General features: G+C 73.9%; 21 protein-coding genes. 10 read left to right on the top strand and 11 right to left on the bottom strand.

The annotated features are described in order from the left end of the window. Positions 1-117 precede the first annotated feature (117 nt). The gene (locus Prubr_RS28655; protein WP_212818001.1) at positions 118-999 is read left to right on the top strand and encodes a universal stress protein; all 882 of its coding nucleotides are present in this window, start codon (positions 118-120) and stop codon (positions 997-999) included. 83 nt (positions 1,000-1,082) lie between these two features. On the opposite strand, the gene Prubr_RS28650 is transcribed toward Prubr_RS28655, so the two are convergent. Further along, a complete protein-coding gene (locus Prubr_RS28650) occupies positions 1,083-1,772 on the bottom strand; it encodes a CBS domain-containing protein (protein ID WP_212818000.1) in 690 nt (229 codons plus the stop codon). A gap of 202 nt (positions 1,773-1,974) precedes the next feature. On the opposite strand from Prubr_RS28650, the gene Prubr_RS28645 reads away from it, so the two are divergent. Continuing rightward, on the top strand, positions 1,975-2,862 hold the full coding sequence (locus Prubr_RS28645) for a universal stress protein (RefSeq protein WP_212817999.1): 888 nt from the start codon (positions 1,975-1,977) through the stop codon (positions 2,860-2,862). Between the two features lie 258 nt (positions 2,863-3,120). Here the strand turns inward: Prubr_RS28645 and Prubr_RS28640 are convergent, their stop codons facing one another. Genes Prubr_RS28640 through Prubr_RS28630 form a run of 3 tightly spaced genes read right to left on the bottom strand, consistent with a single transcriptional unit; the run spans position 3,121 to position 6,084 of the window. Continuing rightward, complete coding sequence (locus Prubr_RS28640) at positions 3,121-3,873, bottom strand: sulfotransferase-like domain-containing protein (RefSeq protein ID WP_212817998.1); 753 nt, start codon at positions 3,871-3,873, stop codon at positions 3,121-3,123. Next, positions 3,870-4,853, bottom strand: a complete 984-nt coding sequence (locus Prubr_RS28635) for an aldo/keto reductase (RefSeq protein WP_212817997.1) — start codon at positions 4,851-4,853, stop codon at positions 3,870-3,872. Before Prubr_RS28635 ends, Prubr_RS28640 begins: the two co-directional genes overlap by 4 nt. A gap of 52 nt (positions 4,854-4,905) precedes the next feature. Continuing rightward, the gene (locus tag Prubr_RS28630) at positions 4,906-6,084 is read right to left on the bottom strand and encodes an argininosuccinate synthase domain-containing protein (protein ID WP_212817996.1); all 1,179 of its coding nucleotides are present in this window, start codon (positions 6,082-6,084) and stop codon (positions 4,906-4,908) included. A gap of 212 nt (positions 6,085-6,296) precedes the next feature. Between Prubr_RS28630 and Prubr_RS28625 the strand changes: the two genes are divergently transcribed. Both Prubr_RS28625 and Prubr_RS28620 read left to right on the top strand, forming a co-directional pair. Beyond that, positions 6,297-9,419, top strand: a complete 3,123-nt coding sequence (locus Prubr_RS28625) for a non-ribosomal peptide synthetase (RefSeq protein ID WP_212817995.1) — start codon at positions 6,297-6,299, stop codon at positions 9,417-9,419. A gap of 69 nt (positions 9,420-9,488) precedes the next feature. Further along, positions 9,489-10,112 carry a LysE family translocator gene (locus Prubr_RS28620; protein WP_212817994.1) on the top strand — a complete coding sequence of 208 codons (624 nt, stop codon included), beginning with the start codon at positions 9,489-9,491 and terminating at the stop codon, positions 10,110-10,112. Between the two features lie 9 nt (positions 10,113-10,121). On the opposite strand, the gene Prubr_RS28615 is transcribed toward Prubr_RS28620, so the two are convergent. Further along, positions 10,122-10,892 (bottom strand): enoyl-CoA hydratase/isomerase family protein, encoded by a 771-nt coding sequence (locus tag Prubr_RS28615; RefSeq protein WP_212817993.1) that lies wholly within the window; start codon positions 10,890-10,892, stop codon positions 10,122-10,124. A 158-nt stretch (positions 10,893-11,050) separates the two neighbouring features. Between Prubr_RS28615 and Prubr_RS28610 the strand changes: the two genes are divergently transcribed. Beyond that, on the top strand, positions 11,051-12,235 hold the full coding sequence (locus Prubr_RS28610) for a glycosyltransferase family 4 protein (RefSeq protein WP_212817992.1): 1,185 nt from the start codon (positions 11,051-11,053) through the stop codon (positions 12,233-12,235). Further along, entirely contained in the window at positions 12,228-13,373 is a 1,146-nt protein-coding gene (locus Prubr_RS28605; protein ID WP_212817991.1) for a glycosyltransferase family 9 protein, read from the top strand. Before Prubr_RS28610 ends, Prubr_RS28605 begins: the two co-directional genes overlap by 8 nt. Here Prubr_RS28605 and Prubr_RS28600 read toward each other — a convergent pair. Both Prubr_RS28600 and Prubr_RS28595 read right to left on the bottom strand, forming a co-directional pair. Then, the gene (locus Prubr_RS28600; protein ID WP_212817990.1) at positions 13,325-13,963 is read right to left on the bottom strand and encodes a hypothetical protein; all 639 of its coding nucleotides are present in this window, start codon (positions 13,961-13,963) and stop codon (positions 13,325-13,327) included. The genes Prubr_RS28605 and Prubr_RS28600 overlap by 49 nt on opposite strands. A gap of 51 nt (positions 13,964-14,014) precedes the next feature. Beyond that, the gene (locus Prubr_RS28595; protein ID WP_212817989.1) at positions 14,015-14,779 is read right to left on the bottom strand and encodes a TetR/AcrR family transcriptional regulator; all 765 of its coding nucleotides are present in this window, start codon (positions 14,777-14,779) and stop codon (positions 14,015-14,017) included. A gap of 106 nt (positions 14,780-14,885) precedes the next feature. Between Prubr_RS28595 and Prubr_RS28590 the strand changes: the two genes are divergently transcribed. After that, positions 14,886-15,866 (top strand): ATP-binding cassette domain-containing protein, encoded by a 981-nt coding sequence (locus Prubr_RS28590; protein ID WP_212817988.1) that lies wholly within the window; start codon positions 14,886-14,888, stop codon positions 15,864-15,866. Then, a complete protein-coding gene (locus Prubr_RS28585) occupies positions 15,863-16,639 on the top strand; it encodes an ABC transporter permease (RefSeq protein ID WP_212817987.1) in 777 nt (258 codons plus the stop codon). The genes Prubr_RS28590 and Prubr_RS28585 overlap by 4 nt, the downstream gene beginning before the upstream one ends. A gap of 15 nt (positions 16,640-16,654) precedes the next feature. Here the strand turns inward: Prubr_RS28585 and Prubr_RS28580 are convergent, their stop codons facing one another. Beyond that, entirely contained in the window at positions 16,655-17,248 is a 594-nt protein-coding gene (locus Prubr_RS28580; RefSeq protein ID WP_212817986.1) for a DNA mismatch repair protein MutL, read from the bottom strand. A 35-nt stretch (positions 17,249-17,283) separates the two neighbouring features. Between Prubr_RS28580 and Prubr_RS28575 the strand changes: the two genes are divergently transcribed. Together Prubr_RS28575 and Prubr_RS28570 are read left to right on the top strand one after the other, a co-directional pair. Then, positions 17,284-17,976, top strand: coding sequence for a response regulator transcription factor (locus Prubr_RS28575; RefSeq protein ID WP_212817985.1), 693 nt, complete (start codon positions 17,284-17,286; stop codon positions 17,974-17,976). After that, the gene (locus tag Prubr_RS28570) at positions 17,973-19,322 is read left to right on the top strand and encodes a HAMP domain-containing protein (RefSeq protein ID WP_212817984.1); all 1,350 of its coding nucleotides are present in this window, start codon (positions 17,973-17,975) and stop codon (positions 19,320-19,322) included. The genes Prubr_RS28575 and Prubr_RS28570 overlap by 4 nt, the downstream gene beginning before the upstream one ends. Here Prubr_RS28570 and Prubr_RS28565 read toward each other — a convergent pair. From Prubr_RS28565 to Prubr_RS28555, 3 genes are all read right to left on the bottom strand, one after another. After that, on the bottom strand, positions 19,316-19,762 hold the full coding sequence (locus Prubr_RS28565; RefSeq protein ID WP_212817983.1) for a response regulator: 447 nt from the start codon (positions 19,760-19,762) through the stop codon (positions 19,316-19,318). The genes Prubr_RS28570 and Prubr_RS28565 overlap by 7 nt on opposite strands. Positions 19,763-19,775: 13 nt before the next feature. Then, on the bottom strand, positions 19,776-20,087 hold the full coding sequence (locus Prubr_RS28560) for an STAS domain-containing protein (protein WP_212817982.1): 312 nt from the start codon (positions 20,085-20,087) through the stop codon (positions 19,776-19,778). 145 nt (positions 20,088-20,232) lie between these two features. Then, on the bottom strand, positions 20,233-21,123 hold the full coding sequence (locus Prubr_RS28555; protein WP_246567768.1) for an ATP-grasp domain-containing protein: 891 nt from the start codon (positions 21,121-21,123) through the stop codon (positions 20,233-20,235). Positions 21,124-21,572: the final 449 nt, after the last annotated feature.

The raw sequence follows: 21,572 nt of genomic DNA, 5'->3' as shown, positions 1-21,572 counted from the left end.
GAAAGGGGGAGACAACGCAAGATCGCGGGGAGCGGGGTGGGGTAAGTCGGGAAAGCGGGGTACGGGGAGTGACCGGGAACGGAGGATGGGGGTATCCGGGCAGCTAGGGAGGCAAGTGTGGCGGAACGTCCGATCCTGGTCGGTTACGACCATTCCCCCGGCAGCGAGGCGGCTCTCGGCTGGGCGCTCGACGAGGCGGCCCGGACCGGCCGCCCGGTGCTGGTGGCCCACGCCTCGGAGTGGCTCACGATCAGCCCTCCGGTGATCATCGGTGCGCAGCCGTGGCCGGACGAGCGGGCCCGCGAGGGCGCCCAGGAGGCGCTCGACGCGGCGGTGGCCGCGGCCAGCGAACGCCGCAGCGGCGTGGTCGTCCGCGGCGTACTGGCCGACGGGCCGCCGACGCAGCGGCTGACCGAGCTTTCGCGCAGCGCCCACCTGGCCGTACTCGGCAACCGGGGACACGGCGGCTTCAGCGGGCTGCTGCTCGGGTCGACCTCGGTCACGGTCACCGCCCACGCCCACTGCCCGGTGGTCGTCGTACGCGACGACGAGCCTGGGGTGGCGACCGGTGACGTCGTCGTCGGGGTCGACGGGTCGCCGGACTCGGTCACGGCACTCGACTTCGCCCTCGACACCGCCGCCGAACGGGACGCGCCGCTGCTCGTGGTCGGCGCCTGGAACATCCCGTCGGTGCCGTGGCGGCCGCCGGGCGTCGACACCGAACAGATGAGCGCGACGGAGCGGCGTGGGCTCGAACAACTCGTCGAGGAGCGGCGCAGGCGGCACGCGGCGGTGGCCGTACGCACCGAGGTCGTCGTCGACTCCCCCGCCCACGCGCTGACGCAGGCCAGTGCCCGGGCCCGGCTGCTCGTCGTCGGTTCCCGGGGGCGGGGCGGGCTGCGCGGGCTGCTGCTCGGGTCGGTGAGCCAGCAGGTGCTGCACCACGCCCGCTGCCCGGTCGTGGTCGTACGCGAGCGGCCGGCCGACCCGGCCACCTGAGCGGGCCGCACCAGCCCGGCGGCACCGCGACCGGCCACGCCGGCCCGGGGGCACCGCGACCGAACGGGGCGGCCCGGCCCGGCTCAGCCGGTGCGGTCCGGCGTCCGGCCGCCCGCCGCCACCCCGGCCGCACCGCCAGGGGGCAACGGGTCCGGGACCTCGCGCAGCCGGTCGACGACCCGTACGACGCCACTGACCTGGCCGGCCAGCCGGACGGCGTACGCGGCGGTGGTGCGCCTGCGCACCGGGCCGTCGAGCGTCACCACCCCGTCCCGGACCTCGACCCGGACGTCCCGTACGGCGAGGATGCGGTGCAGCACCTCGGCCACCACCTCGGCGCGGATCTCGTCGTCGGGACGCAGGTGCACCCGCAGCAGGTCGCCCCGGGTCACGATGCCGACCAACCGGCCGAGGTCGTCGACCACCGGCAGCCGCCGTACCCGCTCGCGGTCCATCCGGCGGGCGGCGTCGACCAGCGTCGTGTCGCCGTAGGCGGTGACCGCCGGAGCGGTCATCAGATCGCGGGCGGTCGCCGCCTCGATGGGGACCCGGCGGCGGCCCGACCACGGCCAGCGGGACCTGGCACCGGAACCGACCCGGTGCAACAGATCAGTTTCGGACACCACCCCGACGACCCGGCGATCCAGGTCCACCACCGGTACGCCGCTGACCCGGCGGCCCGCCACCGCCTCGACCATCCGCCGGTAGCCGGCGTCCTCCACCACCGCGATCACGTCCGTGGTCATCACGTCACGTACCTGCCAGGTGCGCATCCCGACCTCCCCGTTCCCGGGCGGCTCTGCCCGGGCACCGCCCAACGTTAGAAGGCGGCGGCGCGGCGTACCAGGGGCGACCGTCCGCGCCGCCGTGGGACCTGCGCCCGGACCGGCCCGGGTCGTACGCCTCTGCCGGTGACCGCCGCCCACGGAGTCTGATTGAGGTGTTCCGGAAAGACCGTCCGGGTAGGAGGCAGTGATGGAGATCCAACCGATCGTCGTCGGCTACGACGGCTCCCCGGGCGCACGGACCGCGCTGCGGTGGGCCCTGGACGAGGCGGCCCGCACCGGTGCCCCGGTCCACCCCACCTACGCCTTCGAACCGTTCGGCGCCTCCGCGCCGCTGGCACCGGCACCGCTGCTGTGGCCGGACGACACCGCCCGCAAGGAGATCGCCGAGATGCTGGACGCCGCGGTCGCCGCCGCCGCGGCCAGCCACCCCACCGTCGCCGTCCGGGCCGGCACCGTCGACGGGCCGCCGAACGTACGGCTCCAGGAGCTGTCGCGGCAGGCCGGGCTGGTGGTGCTCGGCAGCCGCGGGCACGACGGCTTCACCGGACTGCTGGTCGGCTCGACCGCGGTCTCGGTCACCGCGCACGCGCACTGCCCGGTCGTGGTCGTCCGCGGCGACGCCGGACCGGACGGCGGACACGTGGTGGCCGGGGTCGACGGCTCGGCATGCTCGGTGCTGGCCCTCGGTTACGCGTTCGCGCAGGCCGCCGCGCGGGACGTACCGCTGCACGTGGTGCGGGCCTGGCGGCCGCCGGCGACCGGGGCGACCCCGGCCCCGTTCGATCCGGACGCGGTCGGCGCGCTCGAGCGGGCCGAGTTGCGTGAGCTGCTGGTCGGCTGGCAGGACCGGTATCCGCGGGTGCGGGTGACCAGCGAGGTGGTCGCCGACGCCCCCGGCCGGACGCTGATCGACGCGACGCGGCACGCGGCGCTGGTCGTGGTCGGCTCGCGCGGCCGGGGCGGATTCCGCGGGCTGCTGATGGGCTCGGTGAGCCAGCAGTTGCTGCACCACAGCCACTGCCCGGTGGCGGTGGTCCGCGAACTGCCCGGCGGGGAGGCGACGGACAACCTGTGACGGGTGGCCGGCGCCGGGTTGCCGACCGGTGCCCCACCCCGGCCCGACCGCACGGCCAGGTCGGGCCCTGGTGATCGTTGGCCGCCGCGCGGTACGACACCCCGGCGGCCCCGGCGGCCAACGATCACCCCTGCGCGGGTACCGGACGGATCGGCGGGTCGGGCGGATCCTCCGGTCACCCGTCGGGCACCCCACGGACCGGTCGGTCGGTGGGGTGCCCGGCGTACCGGCCCGCGGGGAGACGGACCGGCGGGTGGCTCAGGTGCCGGTGGGCTGTTCGGCGGCCGTCCGTGGGGGCAGCCGGTGCGCGTACAGCCGGTCGTAGAACGGCTGGTGGTGGGCGGCGAGCGCGGCCAGCCGGGGGTCGTTGTCGACGCGTACGGCGTGCCGGGTGGTCTGGGTGGTGAACCCGGTGCTGCGTTCGACGTCTTGGTGCCAGTCGCGGGTGCGGTCCCACTCCTTGCGCGGCGTCGACTCCCACCGCAGGGCCGCCGGGTCGAACGGCAGGCCGGTACGGGCGCAGAACGCCGCGACGACACCCTCCGGGTCGGCGACGAGGTCGTCGCCGTCGATGACGACCGGTGCTTCGCCCAGCGGTCCACGGACCGCCTCGAAGATCTCGTGCAGCCGCTCGAAGCCGATCTCGTCGAGGTCGACCGACCGGTTCATCGCGTGGTGCGAGGCGACGACGGCGGCCGGGTCACGGATCATGAACGTGTTGGCGAGGTGGGTGTGCAGCCGGGGGTCGGCGAGCACGCCCGGATAACGGTAGTCGGTCGTCTCCTTGACGAAGACCCGCCTGCCGGAGGTCGCGGCGAGGTCGAGCAGCAGGTCGAGAACCTCGGTCTCGGAGGTGGCCGGGGTGCCGCCGACGTCGACGGTGCCGAGCGCGGCCAGGTTGGACAGCGGCTCGTGTACGACGAGGAGGTCACCGCGTTCGATGATCATGCGCAGGAAGGCGGTCGACCTGGTACGGGGTGCGGCCCACAGGGCGATGACCGGGTGACTCACTGCGACCACTCCGTCGGTACGCGGTCCCACCGGTGCTGCCGCACGGTGGCCAGGAGCGCGTCGTCGAGCGGCGCCGCGCCGCTGGTGGCGATGTTGGCGCGGACGTGGCGCAGGCTGCGCATGCCCGGGATGACGGTGCTCACCGTCGGGTGCCGGAGGATGAAGCGCAGGGCGAGTTCGGGCATGGTCCAGCCGTCGGGTACGTCCTTGGCGAGCGCCTCGGCGCGGGCGACGCTGGCCGCCAGGTTCTCCGGCACGAAGTAGCTGTTGCGCCAGTCGCCCTCGGGCCAGGTGCTGTCCAGCGTCAGCGTGCCGGTCAGGGTGCCCTCGTCGAACGGCACCCGGGCGATCACGGCGATGTCGAGTTCGTCGCAGACGCCGAAGAGTTCGTCCTCGGGCGCCTGGTCGAAGATGTTGTAGATGACCTGGACGGCGTCGATCAGCCCGGTGCGCAAAGCCTTGACCGCGTTGGTCGGCTCCCAGCGGTTGATGCTGATCCCGATCCCGTCCACCAGTCCCTGGTCGCGCAGGTCGGTGACGGCCTTCTGCCAGCTCGGGTCGTCGGCCCAGGCGTCCTCCCAGACGTGGAACTGGAGCAGGTCGATCCGGTCGACGCCGAGGTTGGCGAGGCTCTTGTGGACGTATTCGTGGATGTGGTCGGGCGGGAAGACGTCCTCGAGGCGGGACTCGCGGGTGGACGGCCAGCGCCGGTCCTTCGGCGGGATCTTGGTGGCGACGTACAGCCGGCGGTCGGGCACCGCCCGCAGGAGGTCGCCGAGGAGTTCCTCGCTGTGGCCGCGGCCGTAGATCCAGGCGGTGTCGAAGAAGTTGCAGCCGAGTTCGACCGCCTCCTGCAGGGCGACGTTGCCGGTCTCGTCGTCGGCGCCGCTCCAGCCGCCCTCGCCGCCGGCTATCCCCCACATCCCGTAGCCGACCTCGCCGACCGACCAGCCGAGCCGCCCGAACCTGCGGTAACGCATGCATCGCCTCCGTGCGTGAAAGTGGTTGCCGGGGATCGCCCGGTGAGGGTCGTCAGGCCGCGGCCGGAGCGAGGTCCCGCCACTGGTGGCCGCCGGTGCCGAACCGGGTCTGCCGGTCGGTGTCGCCGCCGGGGGTGCGTACGCCGGCCGCGGTGACGGCACCGCCGCGCAGGGTCAGCTCGACGGTGGCGCTGACCGCCGCGGTCAGCGCGTCGAGGGCGGCCCGGGCCGCGGCGGCGACCGGGTCGCGGTAGCGGGCCTCGTAGACCGCGGCGCCGAGAGCGCCGCCGAGCTGCTCGTACAGGGCCCGGGAGTACGGGTCGAGGGTGACCTCCAGCGCCTTGTGCCAGGCGACGTCGAGCACCTCCAGGCCGGGCGCCTCGTAGACGCCGCGGCAGCGGGTGCCGATGATGCGGCGTTCGACGACGTCACGCAGCCAGCTGCCGTGGGTGGCGCCGAGGTGGTTGGCGGCGGTCAGCACCGCGACCGGGTCGGCGCCGTGGCCGCCGACGTCGGTGACCCGGCCGGCCTCGATGGTGACGGTCACGGAGCCGCCGTCGGTCGGCGCGTCGGCGGGCCAGGCGCTCCAGCGCGGGGTCAGGGTCTTCGGGGCGACCGGGGTGGCGAGGTCTTCGAGTTCGGTGGACTCGTGCGAGGCGCCGGCCAGGTTGGCGTCGGTGGACCGGTCGGCGTCGCTGCCGGGGTCGAGCCACAGGCCGGCCCCGGTGACGGCGGCGTACATCGCGGCCCGGTTCGGGAACCTGGCCAGCGCGGCCGGGTCGGTCCAGGGCGCGTAGACGCCGAGGTCGGGGGCGAGCCGGGCGCCGTAGCGGGCGAACCGGCGCTGGTCGTTGCCGCCGCCGACGCAGCCGTGGGCGAGGACGGTGCGGCCGTCGGCCCGCAGCACGGGGGCGAGCTGCTCGACCAGGACGAGCCGGGACGCGCCGGTGGTGTTCCAGTAGCCGCCGTCGTGGCGGGCCTGGTAGCGCAGCAGGTCGAGGCCGAGCGCCGCCATCGCCGGCCGCAGGTCGACCAGGGTGGCCGGCAGTCCGGCGGTGCGCAGCGAGTCGACGAGGGCGGCGAGGTCGTCCGGGCCGCTCTGGCCGAGGTCGGCGACGTAGTGATGGGCGTCGACGCCCTGCTCACGCAGCCAGATCCCGAGGGCGAGACTGGACAGCCCGCCGGCCTGGACGACGCCCACCCGCCGGGCGGCGAGATCTTCGATGATCACAGCCGGACGCCTCCGCAGTTCGAGCTGACAAATAGGACACGCGTCAGGGCGTGCCGGAATCACTGCTGCGCCACGCTAACAGCGCCATAGCCGGATGTCAATATTGCGAATTACATAGATACATATCTACTGTTCGAAGGTCTGCGCCGACCCCGCACCGCGGATAGCACGTGTCGCCTACAGGACATTTAACAATAGCCGAGGTATGAGGCATGGATGCTCATTTGCCCGATCCGCCTTACGAAGGCGCACCACACCCGGGAATTGGCGCAAAACGCGAGTTCCCCGGCCACCTGACCGTCCTTGACCTGTTCGAACAGCAGGTCGCCACGAATCCCGACCGGATCGCCGTGCGCTACCGGAAGTCGCAACTGACCTTCGGCGAAATTAACAACATGGCGAACCTTTATTCACAACGACTCCACCGGAAAGGCGTTCGGCACGGCGATCTCGTCCCACTGTTCATCGCCGACGGACCGGACTTCGTCGCAGGTCTACTCGCGACGATCAAACTCGGCGGCGCATTCGTACCAATCGATCCCGGATGGCCGATCGAACGGCTCGAGGTCATCTTTTCCCAGTTGGCTCCCCGGGCCGTACTCGCGGTACCGCCGACCCTCGGCACGCTACACGCGCTCGATCTGGGCGACCGGACCGTGGTGCTCGACCACGAAGGCGTCACCCCGGCCGGCGAACCGCTGCGCACCTTCGCCGCGCACCGGCCCGACGTACCCCGCCCGGCCCCGCACGATTTGATCTACGGCTATTTCACCTCCGGATCCACCGGCACCCCGAAATGCGCGCTCAACCGGCACCGGGGTCTGGTCAACCGGCTGACCGCGATGTCCGGGCACTTCGGCGACGGCCGGGACCAGATCGTCCTGCAGAACAGCCGCCCCACCTTCGACTCCTCGATGTGGCAGATCCTGTGGCCACTGGTCACCGGCGGCACCGTCGTCCTGCCCGACCGCGACGGCATCCTCGACCTCGAGGGCACCTGCCGCACCATCGGCCGGTACGGGATCACCATCACCGACTTCGTACCGTCCGTGCTCAGCGCGTTGGTCACCCTCATCGAGGTACGCCCCGACCTGCGCGCCGAACTCGCCCCGCTGCGCCGCATGCTGGTCGGCGGCGAGGCGGCCACCCTGCCCGTGCTGCGCCGCCTCCAGCAGCTCGTACCGCACCTGCGGATCACCAACACGTACGGGCCGACCGAGTGCTCGATCGGGTCGGTCTTCCACGACATCGGCCCGGACCGCGACCCGGTCCCGCTCGGCCGGCCCATCCCCAACACCGCCGCGGTCGTCCTCGACGACCGGCTCCGCCCGGTCGCCCCCGGGGTCACCGGCGAGATCTGGATCGGCGGCGAATGCGTCGGCGCCGGCTACCTGCGCGACCCGGCCCGCACCGGGCAGGTCTTCGTACCCAACCCGTTCCCGCAGATCACCGGGCCGCTGATCTACCGCACCGGCGACCTCGGCCACGTCACCCCGGACGGCCTGCTGATGTTCGGCGGCCGCCGCGACGACCAGGTCAAGATCGGCGGGGTACGGGTCGAACTCGCCGAGATCGAACGGGCGCTACGCGAACACGAGACGGTCCGCGACGCGGTCGTGGTGGCGCGCGGCGACCAGGACAGCCGGGCACTGGTCGCGTACGTGACCCTGCGCACCGGCGAACCCCCGGTCGACACCGCCGAACTGCTGCTCAGCGCCGGCAAGCACCTGCCGGCCGAGACGGTCCCGAAGCGGCTCACCATCCTCGACCGGATGCCGCTGACCCCCAACGGCAAGGTCGACCGGCGCGCCCTCACCCAGCGGGCCGACACCGACACCGGGGCCGCGGACCTGCCGTACACCCCGCCCGCGTCGCCCGAGGAGGAACTGGTCGCCGCCGTCTGGCGGGAGGTCCTGGGCCGCGACCGGGTGTCGGTCACCGAACGGTTCGCCGACCACGGCGGCACCTCGCTGCTCACCCACCGGCTCGGCGCGCTGCTGGGCGTACGGCTCGGCCGGCCGGTCGCGATCGCCGACCTGCTCACGGCCGACACGATCCGGGCCCAGGCCCAACTCGTCGCCGGCGACGCCCCCGCCCGCTCGCGGCTGGACCCGGCCGCGCTGGCCCGCGACGCGCTGCCCGACCCCCTGCCCACCGGCGGGGCGCCCCGGCCACCGGACCGGTCCCGGCGACTGCTGGTCACCGGCGTGACCGGGTTCGTCGGCGCGCACCTGCTCGCCGATCTCCTCGGCCGGCCCGACGTCGCGGTGACCTGCCTGGTCCGCGCCCCCGGCGACGAGGCCGCCCGGCACCGGCTGACCGCCGCGATGCGCGACTACGGGCTGTTCGACGCGCTCGTCTACGCCGAGAAGGCGTTCGCCGACGGCCGGCTGCGGGCGCTGGCCGGCGACCTGGCCGCCACCGGCCTCGGGCTGCCCCCGGCGGACTTCGACCGGCTCGCCGAGCAGACCGACGGCATCGTCCACGCCGGTGCCCTGGTCAACTTTTTGCACGACTACGCCGACCACCGGGCCCCCAACGTGCTCGGCACCCGGGAACTGCTGCGGCTGGCCGCCACCGGGCGGGGCTGCCGGGTGCACGCCGTGTCGACGTTCTCCGCGCTGGCCGCCGAACAGACCCCGGACGCGGCCGGCCGGTTCGACGAGGACCAGGCGCCCGTGCCGGAACTGCTGCCGTCCGACGGCTACAGCCAGTCCAAGTACGTCATGGAGCAACTGCTGGACAACGCCCGGACGCAGGGGCTGGACTCGGTCGTCTACCGGCTGGGCGAGGTCTGGCCGGCGCGGCGTACCGGGGTGGCCAACCCGGCGTCCCTGGCCCAGTCGCTGGTCTACGCCTGCGCCCGTACCGGGACCGTCTTCCCGACCTCGGCGGTCATCGACCACCTGCCGGCCGACCTGATCAGCCGGTTCCTGGCCGAGGCCGCCTGCGGCCGACGGCCGGGCGGGGACCGGGTCCACCTGCTGCGGCCGGTGTCGCTGCGCTTCGGCGACCTCTTCGAGCGGCTGGTCGAGCGGACCGGGGCCCGGTGGGACAGCTACGCGCGGTTCCACGAGCGGTTGACCGACCTGGTCGAACGGCACGGCGCCGACCAGCGGCTGGTCCGGGTGGCCATGCTGCTGCCCGCCCCGGAGGGCGACGGCGACGGGACACCGTCGGCGGTGGACACACTTTTCACCGACAGTTCGGGTAGGTTCACGGTGCGCCGGACCGACGACCACGCCGCCACCGGCGTCGCGCTGCTCACCGGATCGCCCCTGGACGATCTGACCGCGTTCGTCGAGGGGCTGGCCGACGAGGTGATACATCGATAACATCACCCGCCGGCCGGTGACACAGCGCCGCGGCCCGCCCGATCCGCCCAGTGAAACGGTGCCCAACTCATGCCCATCGACCCCGGGGTCCTGGCACTCTTCGTCGTCGCCATCGTCGTCATCTGCCTGACCCCGGGGCCGGACATGATCTACGTGCTCGCGCACGCGATCAGTCAGGGTCCGATGGCCGGCGTCGTCGCGTCCGCCGGCATGGCGGTCGGGATGCTCGTCCACACCCTCGCCGTCACGCTGGGGCTGGCCACCCTGATGGCCGCCGCGCCGCTGCTCTTCGACGTGATCAAATGGGCCGGCGCGGCCTACCTGGTCTACATCGGCATCCGGTCGTGGATCGACAGCGGCAAGCCGCCGGTGGTCGGCGACCGACCGCGCGTGCCGCTGCGTACGGTGCTCTGGCGGGCCACCGTCACCAACCTGCTCAACCCCAAGATCGTGCTGTTCTACCTGGCGTTCCTGCCCCAGTTCGTCGACCGCGAGCGGGGTGGGACCGGCGTGCAACTGCTGGTGCTCGGCCTGCTGTTCGTCGTCGTCGGCTTCGTCATCGACGCGTTGATCGCGCTGGTCGCCGGCAAGGCGAGCGCGTTCCTGCTGCGCCGCAGGCAGGTCGACAAGCTGCTCAACCGGATCGCCGGCACGGTCTTCCTCGCGCTGGCCGCCCGGCTGGTCGTCACCTGAGGTCCGGCGTCACCCGGCCGCCCGCCGGTGGGTCACCACCTCGTGGCCGTTCTCCCCGGCGGGCAGCAGCGCCAGGCTGAGCGCACCCAGGTAGGAGTCGGTCGCCGAGGCCTCGAAGCGTGGGCCGGCCAGCCGCGCCGCCCGCTTGATCATGGAGCGGCCGACCGGTGACACCCCGAGCAGCCGGTCGGTGAGCACCGCCGCCGTGACCGCCAGCCGCTCGGCCGGCACCACATCGGTCACCAGGTCGTAGCGCAGCATCCCGGCCGGCTCGATCCGGTCGCCGAGCAGCAGCCAGCGCTTGGCCCGGTCGGCGCCGACCAGGTCGGCGAGGATCGCCATCCCGCTCCAGGTGAGCGGGGCGCCGAAGGTCACCTCCGGGAAGGTGAAGAAGCAGGTGTCGGCGGCGACCCGCAGATCGCTGGCCAGCCCGAGCACCGCACCGGCCCCGCTCGCCGGACCGTTGAAGGCGGTCACCGTGGTCTGTTCCAGGCGGTACCACCGCTCGACCAGCTCGGCGGTGCGCCGCTGCACGTGCATCGTGGTGGCCACGTCCAGGGTCGCGAGCGCGTCGAGGTCGGTGCCGCCGCAGAACTCGGTGCCGGCGCCGGTGAGCACCACCACCTCCACCCGGGAGTCCCGGCCCAGTTCGTGCAACACCTCCTCGAAGCGACCGAGCATCGCCAGATCGAAGCTGTTGCGACGGGCGGGACGGTTGAGGATGACGCTGGCCAGCCTCCCGTCACGTCGCAGTGTCACCGAGTCGTCCGGTCCGTTCACGTGGTCTCCGAGGTCCGTTGGTGCGCGGCCCACCCAGGCAGCCGCGTCGCCAACGTACGCCAGTGCATCGAGTAGCGCGACCACCGAGGCGCCCCCGTCGGGGGTTCGGGCGCCTCCCCGGGTGGTTTGCCGGGCACCGGTACGGGAAGCCGGCGCCGGTGGACGGGGGTGGCGTACGACCGGTCCGGGTGGCGATGGTGTGCGGGGCGGACGATCCGGCGCTCGACGGGGTCGCCGACTACACCCGCCGGCTGGCGGCGGCCCTGCGCGACGTCGACGTGCACGTGTCGCCGGTCGCCGTCGTACCGCGGCGGCCCGGTGGCTGGCTCGCCGCCGTACGTGGGGCGGCCGGTGCCGTCCGCGCGCTGGCGCCGGACCTGGTGCACGTGCAGTTCGCCCCGTCCGCGTTCCGCTTCTCCGGCCGGCCCGGCCTGCTGCTGCCGCCGCTGCTGCCCCGGTCGGTCCCGCTGGTGACGACGCTGCACGAGTACGGCTCGTGGTCGGCGCCGTCGTGGCTGCCCGACCGGGTGTGGCGACGGCTGGAACGGGCCGGCCTCGACCGGGAGAGCGGCCGGCTGGTGCCCGGCAGCGATCTGGTGCTGGTCACCAACGACACGCACGCGGCGGTGGTGACCGCCCGGACCGGCCGACGCCCGCTGCGGGTGCCGGTACCGCCGAACGTGGCCGACCACGGTGCGCCGGGCGGGGCCCGGCAGCGGTTCCGCCGAAGGCTGGGGCTCGCCCCGGACGCCGTGCTGCTGGTGTTCTTCGGGTTCGTGCACCCGGTGAAGGGTGTGCGGTATCTGCTGGAGGCGCTGCCGTGGCTGCGGTCCCGGCATCCGGCGCTGCACCTGGCGGTGGTCGGCGGCTTCACCTCGCGGGCGCTGCCCGAGCCGCAGGCGGCGGCCTTCCGGGCCGAACTGGTCGGGATCGCCGCCGCGCACGGGGTGGGTGACGCGGTGACGTTCACCGGCTACCTGCCGGCGCCGGAGGTGTCGGAGGCGCTGCACGCCGCCGACGCCGCCGTGCTGCCGTTCGGCGAGGGGGTGACGACCAAGAGCGGGGCGCTCGTGGCGGCGCTCGCGCACGGGTTGCCGACGGCGGCCACCCTGCCCCCGGCCGGCGACCCCGACCTGGTCGACGGCGTGACGGTGGCGGTGATCGACCGGCGGCGGGACGCGCCCGCCGTGGCCCGCGCCACCGACCGGCTGCTGTCGGACGCGGCGCTGCGTGGGCGGCTGGCCCGCGCCGGCCGGGCGGTGGCGGACCACCGTTCCTGGCCGGGGATCGCCGCGGCGCACCGGGCCGCGTACGAGCGTCTGCTGCCGGTGCGCGATGGCTGAGCCGTACCGGGAGATCCTGGTCGTCGAGCTGCTCGGTGGGCTCGGCGACCTGGTGATGCTGCTCCCGGCGGTGCACGCCCTCGCCCGGCGGCATCCGGCCGCGGCGCTGCGGGTGCTGACCCACGAGCCGGGCGGCGACCTGCTGCGCGGCGACCCGGCGGTCACCGAAGTGATCACTATCGGTCAGGGCCAATCGGGGGCCGAGCGGGCCGCGGTCGTCGACGCGCTGGCGCTGCACCGGCCCGACCTGGCGGTGACGACCACCCGGTACGACGGCATCCCGGCCCTGCTCGAGGACGGCGCCGCCCGGGCGGTGACCGACCTGTGGCGCCGGCCGCCGCCGGACCAGCCGGTCGGCGAACGCTACCTGAGCATCCTGCACGCCGAGGGACTGATCGACGCGGCCGACGTCGGTGCCCGCCCGCGCCTGCACCTCCGCGCCGACGAACTCGACGGCGGCGAGCGGATGATGGCGTCCTGGCTGCCCCGGGAGAGCCGCCGGCCGCCGGTGCTGCTGGTGGTCGACGCCGGGATGGACGTCAAACTGTGGCCCCGGTGGCACTGGCAGGCGCTGGTGCGGCTGCTGCGCCGCGACGACTATCCGGTGCTCGCCGTCGGCGGCCCCGGCGGCCGGCCGCCGCCGTGCCCGCTGCTGCCCCGGACCGACCTGCGGCGGCTGGCCGCGGTGTTCGCCGCCGCCGGTCGGCGCGGCGGGGTGGTCGTCGGCGCCGACACCGGCCCGGTCCGGGTGGCGGCGGCGGCCGGAGCCCGTACGGTGGCGCTGTTCGGCCCGACCGACGCCCGCCGCTACGGCCTCGCCGGCGCCACGCCGCCCCCGGTCGACACCGCGCGGACCGGCCCGGGGCGGATCGACACGGCGCGGACCGGCCCGGCGCCGGCCGCCGGCGCTCCGGTGGACGTGCAGGGCCGGCCGGACTGCCCGCACCGGCAGCCGACCACGATCAGCGAGCAGACCTGCTGGTGGACCGCGGACTGCCCGCTGTCACCGGCCGGCCCGGCCTGCATGGCCGACATCGACCCCGGCACGGTGGCCGCCGCGGTCCGCCGGGCGGCCGGGTCGGACCCGGCTCAGGCCGCGTCGCCGTCCCCGGTCTCCCACGGCACGGGCCGCAGGTAGCTGGCGCCGATCAGCCGGCAGAAGTTCCAGTAGTCGTCGTCGGTCGCGGCCATGTCGTCGAGCAGGAGGCGGGCCGCTGGGAACGGTCGGACCGGACGGAGCTGGGCCAGCTCGGCCAGCCGGTCCCGGTCGGCGGTGGCGTCGGCCGGCCCGTCGAGGCTGGCCAGGGCCAGCCGGAGCGTCTCGTAGTAGCTCTCCTCGTCGCCCTCCAGGACGGCGATCTCCTCCAGTTCGATGGTGACGTGGTCACCCTCGCCGGCCCGGACGCCGGCGCGCAGCAGGGCGGCGTGGTCCGCCAGCGGCTCGCCGAACAGCCGCTCCAGCACCGGCACCGCCGCGTCGAGCTGGGTCAGGGCCCGCCCGACCGGGGCGACCGGCGCGGTGGCCACCACCTTCTCGGTGTGCCTGCCCTCGGTCACCTCGAAGGTCTCCGTCCGCAGGTCGGCGGCGCGGAACATGGCCAGCCACAGCAGCGGTACGCAGTTGACGTCGGCCGCCACGGTGTTCCGCTTCGGGTCGTAGTCGGACGTGGCAAAGGCGGGATAGATGCTTTCGTAGGTGCTCACACACAGGTATGACCGGTTCGACACGCCGGTCAGGCTAGCGGTGCGGTGCGGTGCGACACCGGCGCCGCGCCGCCCTCAGCCGGCGGCCCGCTCGCGGGAGTCGACCAGGGCGGCGACGCCGTCGAGGGTGCGCTGGAGGCCGAACTCCGACTCCTCCTGCGAGTACCCCCCGGCGTCGTCGAAGCTTCCGGCGGCCGTGATCCGGAACAGTTCCGGATACCGCCGCGCGTCGACGAGCAGGCGCAGCATCTGCCCGTACGTCGGCGGCGGTCCGCCCTCCTGCGCGGCGGCGGCGGTCGCCGCCCGGACGAGGTCGACCCGCAATTGCGCCTCGTTGCGTACGAAGCCGCTGAGCAGTTGCATCACGGCGACCCGTTCGTAGTCCTCGAGCCGGGTCGGGGCGAGGATCTGCAGCCCGCTCTCCAGCCAGGACAGCTGGACCGGGCCGAGCGGCGGGCCGCTGATCGGGACCTGCAGGAACCACGGGTGCTGCTCGTATCCGGCCATGAGCGCCCGCGCCCAGCCGGCGAGGCCGGCCCGCCAGCCCTGTTCGGCGGGTGGCCGTTCGGGCGGCGGCCCCATGGCGATCTCTGCCATCAGGGCGAGCAGTTCGTCCTTGCTGCCGACGTACCGGTAGAGCGACATCGTGGTGAAGCCGACCTCTTCGGCGACCCGGCTCATCGACACCGCCGCGAGCCCTTCCCGGTCGGCGATCGCCACGGCGGCGGCGACGATGCGCTCCAGGCTGAGCCCCGGTTTGGGACCCCGGCGGGGCCGTTCGCGCCGCCCCCAGAGCAGTTCGAGGGTCGGCGGCAGCTCGGTCACGGCGTTGTCGTCCATCGTCACCCGCGTCGGTCGTCGGTCGGCACTTGACCCCCATCCTAAAACTGCGTATAACCTACACAGATACGTGTACGACATACACAGTTTCTCCTGAGAGGTTGCCATGACCGACGACCCGATCATCCGGGCCAGCGGGTTGACCAAGTCCTTCGGAAAGTTCACCGCGCTTGCCGGCGTCGACCTCACCGTCGCCCGGGGCAGCATCCACGCCCTGCTCGGCCCCAACGGGGCCGGCAAGACCACCACCGTGCGCATCCTGTCCACCCTGCTGCGCCCGGACGCCGGCACGGCGACGGTCGCCGGCCACGACCTGCTGCGCCACCCCGACCGGGTCCGCGCCTCGATCAGCCTCACCGGCCAGTACGCCGCCGTCGACGAACTGCTCACCGGCGAGGAGAACCTCGTCATGATGGGCCGGCTCGGGCGCCTCGGCGGCCGGGCCGCCCGGCGCCGGGCCGGCGAACTACTCGCGCGCTTCGACCTCACCGACGCCCGCCGGCGGACCGTACGCACCTACTCCGGCGGGATGCGCCGCCGGCTCGACCTGGCCGCGAGCCTGGTCACCGAGCCACCGCTGATCTTCCTCGACGAGCCCACCACCGGGCTCGACCCGCGCAGCCGCCAGGCGATGTGGGACATGGTCCGCGAACTCGCCGCCACCGACGTGACCGTGCTGCTGACCACGCAGTACCTCGAGGAGGCCGACCGGCTCGCCGACCGGATCACCGTCGTCGACGGCGGCCGGGTGATCGCCGAGGGCACCGCCGAACAGCTCAAGGCGCAGGTCGGCGACGAGCGGGTCGAACTGCGGCTGGCCGGCCTCGACGACTTCGACCGGGCGCTGCGCGACCTCGGCGACCGGGCCGTCCGCCCGGACCGCGACAACCGGAGCGTGAGCGTGCCCACCGACGGCAGCGCCACCCAGCTGCGGGCCCTGCTCGACACGATGGCGGCCCGGGACGTCACCGTCACCCGGGTGGAACTGCACCGCCCGACCCTCGACGACGCGTTCCTGGCCCTGACCGCCGACACTCCCCCACCGGCCCGGACCGGCGCGCTCACCGCCACCGAGGAGATCCGATGACCACCCACTCCCGCCTCTACTGGGCGGCCAGCGACTCGCTGGTCATGATCGGGCGCAGCCTGCGACACACCGTACGCAGTGTCGACACCCTGCTGCTCGGCGCGATCCTGCCGACCATGCTGATGCTGATGTTCGTGCACATCTTCGGCGGCGCGATCAACACCGGCACCGCCTACGTCACGTACGTGGTGCCGGGGGTGATCCTGCTCTGCGCCGGCTACGGGTCGGCCAACACCGCGGTCGCCGTCGCGGCCGACATGGCCAACGGCATCGTCGACCGGTTCCGGTCCCTGCCCATCCTCAGCTCCGCGGTACTGACCGGCCACGTGGTCGCCAGCGTCGCCCGCAACCTGTTCGCCACCGTGCTGGTGCTGGTGGTGGCGTTCGCGTCGGGGTTCCGGCCCACCGCCGGGCCGCTGGAATGGCTGGCCGCGACCGGGCTGCTGGTGCTGTTCATGCTGGCGATGTCCTGGGTGTCGGTCTTCCTCGGCATGCTCGCCGGGTCGGTCGAGTCGGCCAGCGCGTTCACCTTCGTGGTGCTCTTCCTGCCCTATCTGAGCAGTGGCTTCGTGCCCACCGACACGATGCCGGGTTTCCTGCGCGGGTTCGCCGAGCACCAGCCGATCACGCCGATGATCGAGGCGCTGCGGGGGCTGCTGACCGACGTACCGGTCGACAACCCGGTCCCGGCGGCGCTCGCCTGGTTCGGCGGGCTCCTGGTGTTCGGGTACGTCGCGGCCAGCGTCCTGTTCCGTCGCCGTAAGCCCCGGTGACCCGGCCGGCCGGCGTCAGGCGTTGTCCGAGACCTCGGCGTACGGGCGGTCGTTCCACCAGATCGCGTCGACCGTGTGGATCCGCGAACTCGTCCAGAACCGGACGACCAACCGATCCGGCTGCCCCTGGAGGGTGTCCATCGTGTAGCCGGGGTTCGGGGTGGCCGAGACCAGGTGCACCCGCCCCGGCGTCATCCGGATCGTGGCCGTACCGCCCGGTACCTCGAACTGGCGCAGGTAGGACGTGCTCCCGTCGCGCTCGCTGACGAGCGTCCAACCGTCCACCGTGGCCGGCGGCGCGCTGGTGCGTACGACCGGTGGTTCCGTCGTCGGCGACGCCGACGGGCGCGGCACGGCGGTGGTGGCGGTGCCGGCGGCGGTCGGGGTGGCCGGCGACGGCGTGGTGCCGGTCGGCACCGGCGGTGACGGGGTGGGCGGGGCGGCCGCCCCGTCGCCGGCGTCGCGCAGCGCGGCGCCGCTCTCGACCTCGACCCGGTCGGGTACGGCGGTCCGCAGCACCGGCTGGAGCCCGAGCCAGACCAGCCCGGCGCTGAGCGCGGTGGCCGCCGCCCACACCGCGACGCTGCCCGCCGCCCGCCATCCACCCATGCCGCCCATCTTGTCAACGTCGGTACGGTGCCACCATGCCCCTCGTGCTCCTGGTCGAAGACGACCCGGCGATCCGGCGCGCGCTGGCCCACGCGCTGACCGAGGGCGGCTACGCGGTCTGCCCCGTGGACAGTGCCCTGGCGGCGCTGCGCGAGGTGACCGCCCGCCCGCCCGCGGTCGTCATCCTCGACCTCGGACTGCCCGACATGGACGGTGCCGACGCGCTCGTCATGATCCGGGCGGTCAGTGACGTGCCGATCATCGTGGCGACCGCCCGGCGTGGCGAGAACGACGTGATCAGGCTGCTCAACGCCGGTGCCGACGACTACGTCACCAAGCCGTTCTCGGCCGCGCACGTGCAGGCCCGGATCGCGGCCGTGCTGCGCCGGGGCCGGTCGGTGCCGGCCGGGTCGCAGCTCCCGCCGCCGCTGGAGGTGGGGCCGCTGCGGCTGGACCCGAACACCCGCACCGCGACCCTGCACGGCCAGCCGCTGCCGCTGGCCCGCAAGGAGTTCGACCTGCTGACGTACCTCGGGCAGCGGGCCGGGCGGGTGGTGCCGCGCGACGAACTGTTCGTCAACGTGTGGCGGCAGCCGTTCGTCGGCGGCGACCAGACCCTCGACGCCCACATCTCGCTGCTGCGCCGCAAGCTCGGCGAGACGGCGGCGCGGCCCCGGCTGCTGCGCACCGTACGCGGCGTGGGGATCATGCTCGTCGGTCCGTCGTGAGGTCGGCGCTGGTCCGCGGCGCGCTCGCGGCGACGTCGATGGTGGCGCTGGCGTTCCTGCTGCCGCTGGCGCTGCTGGCGCAGCAGATCGCGCACGACCGGGCGCTGGCCGACGCCCGGCAGCAGGCGACCGCGATCGTCGCCGCGATCGCGGTCACCGACGACCGGGCGGTGCTGACCCGGGCCGCCGCCACGACCGCCGCCGGTGCCGACGACCGGCTGGTCCTGCACCTGCCGGACCAGCGGCCGGTCGGCACGCCCCGGGCCACCGCCACGGACGTGTCGCTGGTCCGCGACCGTCGCCACCCGGTGACCACCACCGTGCCGGGCGGGTTGGCCTATCTGCAGCCGACGGCGCTCGACGGCGGCCGGACCGCGGTGGTCGAGGTGTTCGTGCCGGCGGCCGATCTGCGGCGCGGGGTCGGCACGGCCTGGCTGGCGATGGCCGGCCTGGCGGCGCTCCTGGTGGCCGGGTCGGTGGCCCTCGCCGACCGGCTCGGTGCCCGGGTCGTGGCCGCGGCCCGCGAACTGTCCGGCGCCGCCCGCCGGTTCGGGGCCGAGGACCTGACCACCCGGGTACGTCCCGCCGGCCCGGTCGAGCTGGCCGAGGCGGGTACGGCGTTCAACGTGATGGCGGACCGGATCGTGTCGCTGGTCGACGCCGAACGGGAACGGGCCGCCGACCTGTCGCACCGGCTGCGTACGCCGCTGACCGCGTTGCGGTTGGACGCCGACGCGCTACCGCCGGGCGGGGCGGCCGACCGGGTACGCGAGTCCGTCGACGCGCTCGACGCGGAGATCGACGCGATCATCCTCAGTGCCCGCCGCCCGGCGGAGGACGCGCCACCCGAGGTGACCGACCTGACCGAGGTGCTCGCCGACCGGCTGGCGTTCTGGACCGTGCCGGCGACCCACCAGCGCCGGCGGTGGGAGGTGCGCGGCGGGACGGAGCCGGTGTGGGTGGCGGCGGGCCGGGCGGATGTCATCGGCGCGGTCGACGCGGTGCTGGGCAACGTGTTCCGGCACACCGCCGCCGGCACGCCGTTCCGGATCACGCTGGCCCGCGACGCGCTCACCGTCGAGGACGGCGGGCCGGGGATCGCCGACTCGGCGTCGGCCGTCCGGCGCGGGGTGAGCGGGGCGCGGTCGACCGGGTTGGGGCTGGACATCGTGCGCCGGGTCGCCGCCGAGGCGGGCGGACAACTGGCGATCGACCGCGGCGACGTGCTGGGCGGGGCCCGGGTGGTGATGTCCTACCGGGCGGTGGCCACGCCGCCGGTGGACGGCCGCAGCGGACGGTTCCGGCGGGGCCGGCCGCAGCCGGCGCGCGGCGCCGACCGTCACTGACGCCGGGGCAGCACCACGATCCGGCCGAAGAACTGGTCGATATGCCGTACGACCTCGTTGAACTCGTCGAGGTCGATCGGCTTGGTGACGTAGGCGTTGGCCTGCAGGGTGTAGCTGCCGAGGATGTCGTTGTCGGCACTCGAGGTGGTGAGGACGACGATCGGGATGGTCCGCAGGTTCTCGTCGCTCTTCACCTGGGTGAGAACCTGCCGGCCGTCCATCCGGGGCATGTTGAGGTCGAGCAGGATCATGTCGGGCCGGTGGGCCTCGCGGTGCCGGCCCTCGCGGCGCAGGAACTCCATGGCCTCCTCGCCGTCACCGACGACGTCGATGGTCTTGTCGATGCCGGAGTCGGCCAACGCCTCCTCGATCATCAGTACGTCGCCGGCGTCGTCGTCGACGACGAGGATCCGGACGGGGGTGGCGGGGGCTTCGACCATCGCTGCTACCTGCCTAGTGCTCGTAGGTGAGGACCTCGACCAGCCCGGTGACCCGCAGGACCCGTTCGACCGGGCCGGTGAACCCGGTCAGTCGCAGCCAGCCGCCCCGCACGGCGCACTCGTTGTCGCCGCGGACGAAGCTTGCCATGCCGGCGGAGTCGCAGAACGCCAGCCCCGCCAGATCGAGGAGAATGCGGTGCCGGCCGTCGCCCAGCAGTTCGTCGACACCGGCGTTGAGCAGGGGCACGGTGGCCATGTCCAGTTCCCCGGACAGGCGCAGCACCGCCGCGCCGTCGGACTCCCCGCGCGTGATGGCCAGCGTCAAGACCGCTCTCCCTCGTCCGGATACTTGCTGCGGAGCAAGCGTACGCGCAGTCGATCGGCGCGCCGACGGACGGGCGGCACGGCGCGCGCGCCGGCTCGGCGGCGCCGGCCGCCGAACGGCCCGCGACGATCGTGGTCACGCCGCACTACGAGAACCGCAGCGCGGTGAGCAGGGCGGCCGGGTCGGTGCCCGCCGGGCGGTCGCTGACCTGACCGTCGCCGAGTTCGACGACCCGCCACCGGCCGTCGTCGCGCAGCACCAGGTCGGCCGTGACGAACGGCAGGTCCAGGCCGGCGACCAGCGGTGCGACCACGGAGAGGTCGACGTCCGCCGGCGGCTCCCGGTCCGGGGTGTCCGGATGGGCGGTGACCAGCGCCGGCCGGCCGTCGATCCACCAGGTACGCACCTCGGCCGAGACGAACCGCTCGAAGCGGCGCAGCACCAGGCCGCCGACGAACTCGTCGTCGCGCAGTTCCAGGAACCGTGCCGCCACCCGCCAGGCGGCCGCCGCGTCGGCGACGTCGGCGACGTGGACCGCCTCGTCCCAGTGGTGCTTCATCGACTTGGTGTAGTCACGCAGCACCGCCGGGCCGGAGCCGAGTTCGGCCCGGGCCCGGTCGAAGTCGGCCCGGTCGGCGCCGACGGTCCAGACCGAGTACGGCGTCACGGCGGCCAGGTCGGCGTACCAGCCCGGCAGTTCGTGCGCCCGCCGGTACTGCTCCGGCGTGGTGCGCAGCTCGATGTCCCGCTCGCGCAGCGTGGCGGCGAGGACGGCGTACTCCTCGGCGCGCAACATCCAGCCCCGGTAGACGGCCGGGCCGGTCGCGGCCGTGGGGGCCACGATCCGGGGCGACGGCCCGGCGGGGCGGGTCAACGCGTCGTGGTCGACGAGGACGACGTCGAAGCCCAGATCGCGGGCGGCGGCCGCCTCGGGCGCGAAGTGCCCGTCGGGTCGGCGCGGGCGCAGCGGGTCGGCGGGCAGCAGCAGGATCACCGGCCCATGGTGCCGCAGCGGATCCAGCCCGGTCGGCGGCACGACGCCACCGATGGTGATAGATGGCGATAAATCATCTCGAGCACCCTGACGGGACCACTTCCATCGACGTCAACCGTTGACGCGACCGTCGCGCGTCTGAAACATTTGGCCGACGCTCCGCAAAATTTCGGCAGCCGCTTGTTTGACTCTGCACTTATGCCCGCAACTTCTGGACAGATCACTTCGTCCGTTCCGGACCCGTCACCGGGAGGCCCGAATGACGTACCCGCCGCGGCCGCGCGACCGGGGCCCACCGGGACCACCGGCGTCGCCGCAGCCCCGTCGATACCGCACCGCGTGGCACTCCCCCGGCCGCCACGATCCGCGCCACGACGAACCGCACCACGACGGTCGGTCCGCGCCGACCCGTCCCGCCCGACGGCGGCGACGGCCACCGGCGACACCGACCAGGTCCCGGCTCCTCGCCTACACCCCCGAGACCAGATGAG

The sequence above is a fragment of the Polymorphospora rubra genome (genome assembly GCF_018324255.1).
GTDB lineage: Bacteria > Actinomycetota > Actinomycetes > Mycobacteriales > Micromonosporaceae > Polymorphospora > Polymorphospora rubra.
Note: the sequence above shows the minus strand (reverse complement) of the source record. Positions and strands in the feature narration are given on the sequence as shown.

Bases quoted from the DNA above. Each gene is read 5' to 3' on its own strand.
- Prubr_RS28645 (WP_212817999.1), top strand. From the start codon at position 1,975: ATGGAGATCCAACCGATCGTCGTCGGCTACGACGGCTCCCCGGGCGCA.
- Prubr_RS28585 (WP_212817987.1), top strand. From the start codon at position 15,863: ATGACCACCCACTCCCGCCTCTACTGGGCGGCCAGCGACTCGCTGGTC.
- Prubr_RS28625 (WP_212817995.1), top strand. From the start codon at position 6,297: ATGGATGCTCATTTGCCCGATCCGCCTTACGAAGGCGCACCACACCCG.
- Prubr_RS28620 (WP_212817994.1), top strand. From the start codon at position 9,489: ATGCCCATCGACCCCGGGGTCCTGGCACTCTTCGTCGTCGCCATCGTC.
- Prubr_RS28650 (WP_212818000.1), bottom strand. From the start codon at position 1,772: ATGCGCACCTGGCAGGTACGTGACGTGATGACCACGGACGTGATCGCG.
- Prubr_RS28595 (WP_212817989.1), bottom strand. From the start codon at position 14,779: ATGGACGACAACGCCGTGACCGAGCTGCCGCCGACCCTCGAACTGCTC.
- Prubr_RS28635 (WP_212817997.1), bottom strand. From the start codon at position 4,853: ATGCGTTACCGCAGGTTCGGGCGGCTCGGCTGGTCGGTCGGCGAGGTC.
- Prubr_RS28565 (WP_212817983.1), bottom strand. From the start codon at position 19,762: ATGGTCGAAGCCCCCGCCACCCCCGTCCGGATCCTCGTCGTCGACGAC.
- Prubr_RS28575 (WP_212817985.1), top strand. From the start codon at position 17,284: ATGCCCCTCGTGCTCCTGGTCGAAGACGACCCGGCGATCCGGCGCGCG.
- Prubr_RS28605 (WP_212817991.1), top strand. From the start codon at position 12,228: ATGGCTGAGCCGTACCGGGAGATCCTGGTCGTCGAGCTGCTCGGTGGG.
- Prubr_RS28590 (WP_212817988.1), top strand. From the start codon at position 14,886: ATGACCGACGACCCGATCATCCGGGCCAGCGGGTTGACCAAGTCCTTC.
- Prubr_RS28580 (WP_212817986.1), bottom strand. From the start codon at position 17,248: ATGGGTGGATGGCGGGCGGCGGGCAGCGTCGCGGTGTGGGCGGCGGCC.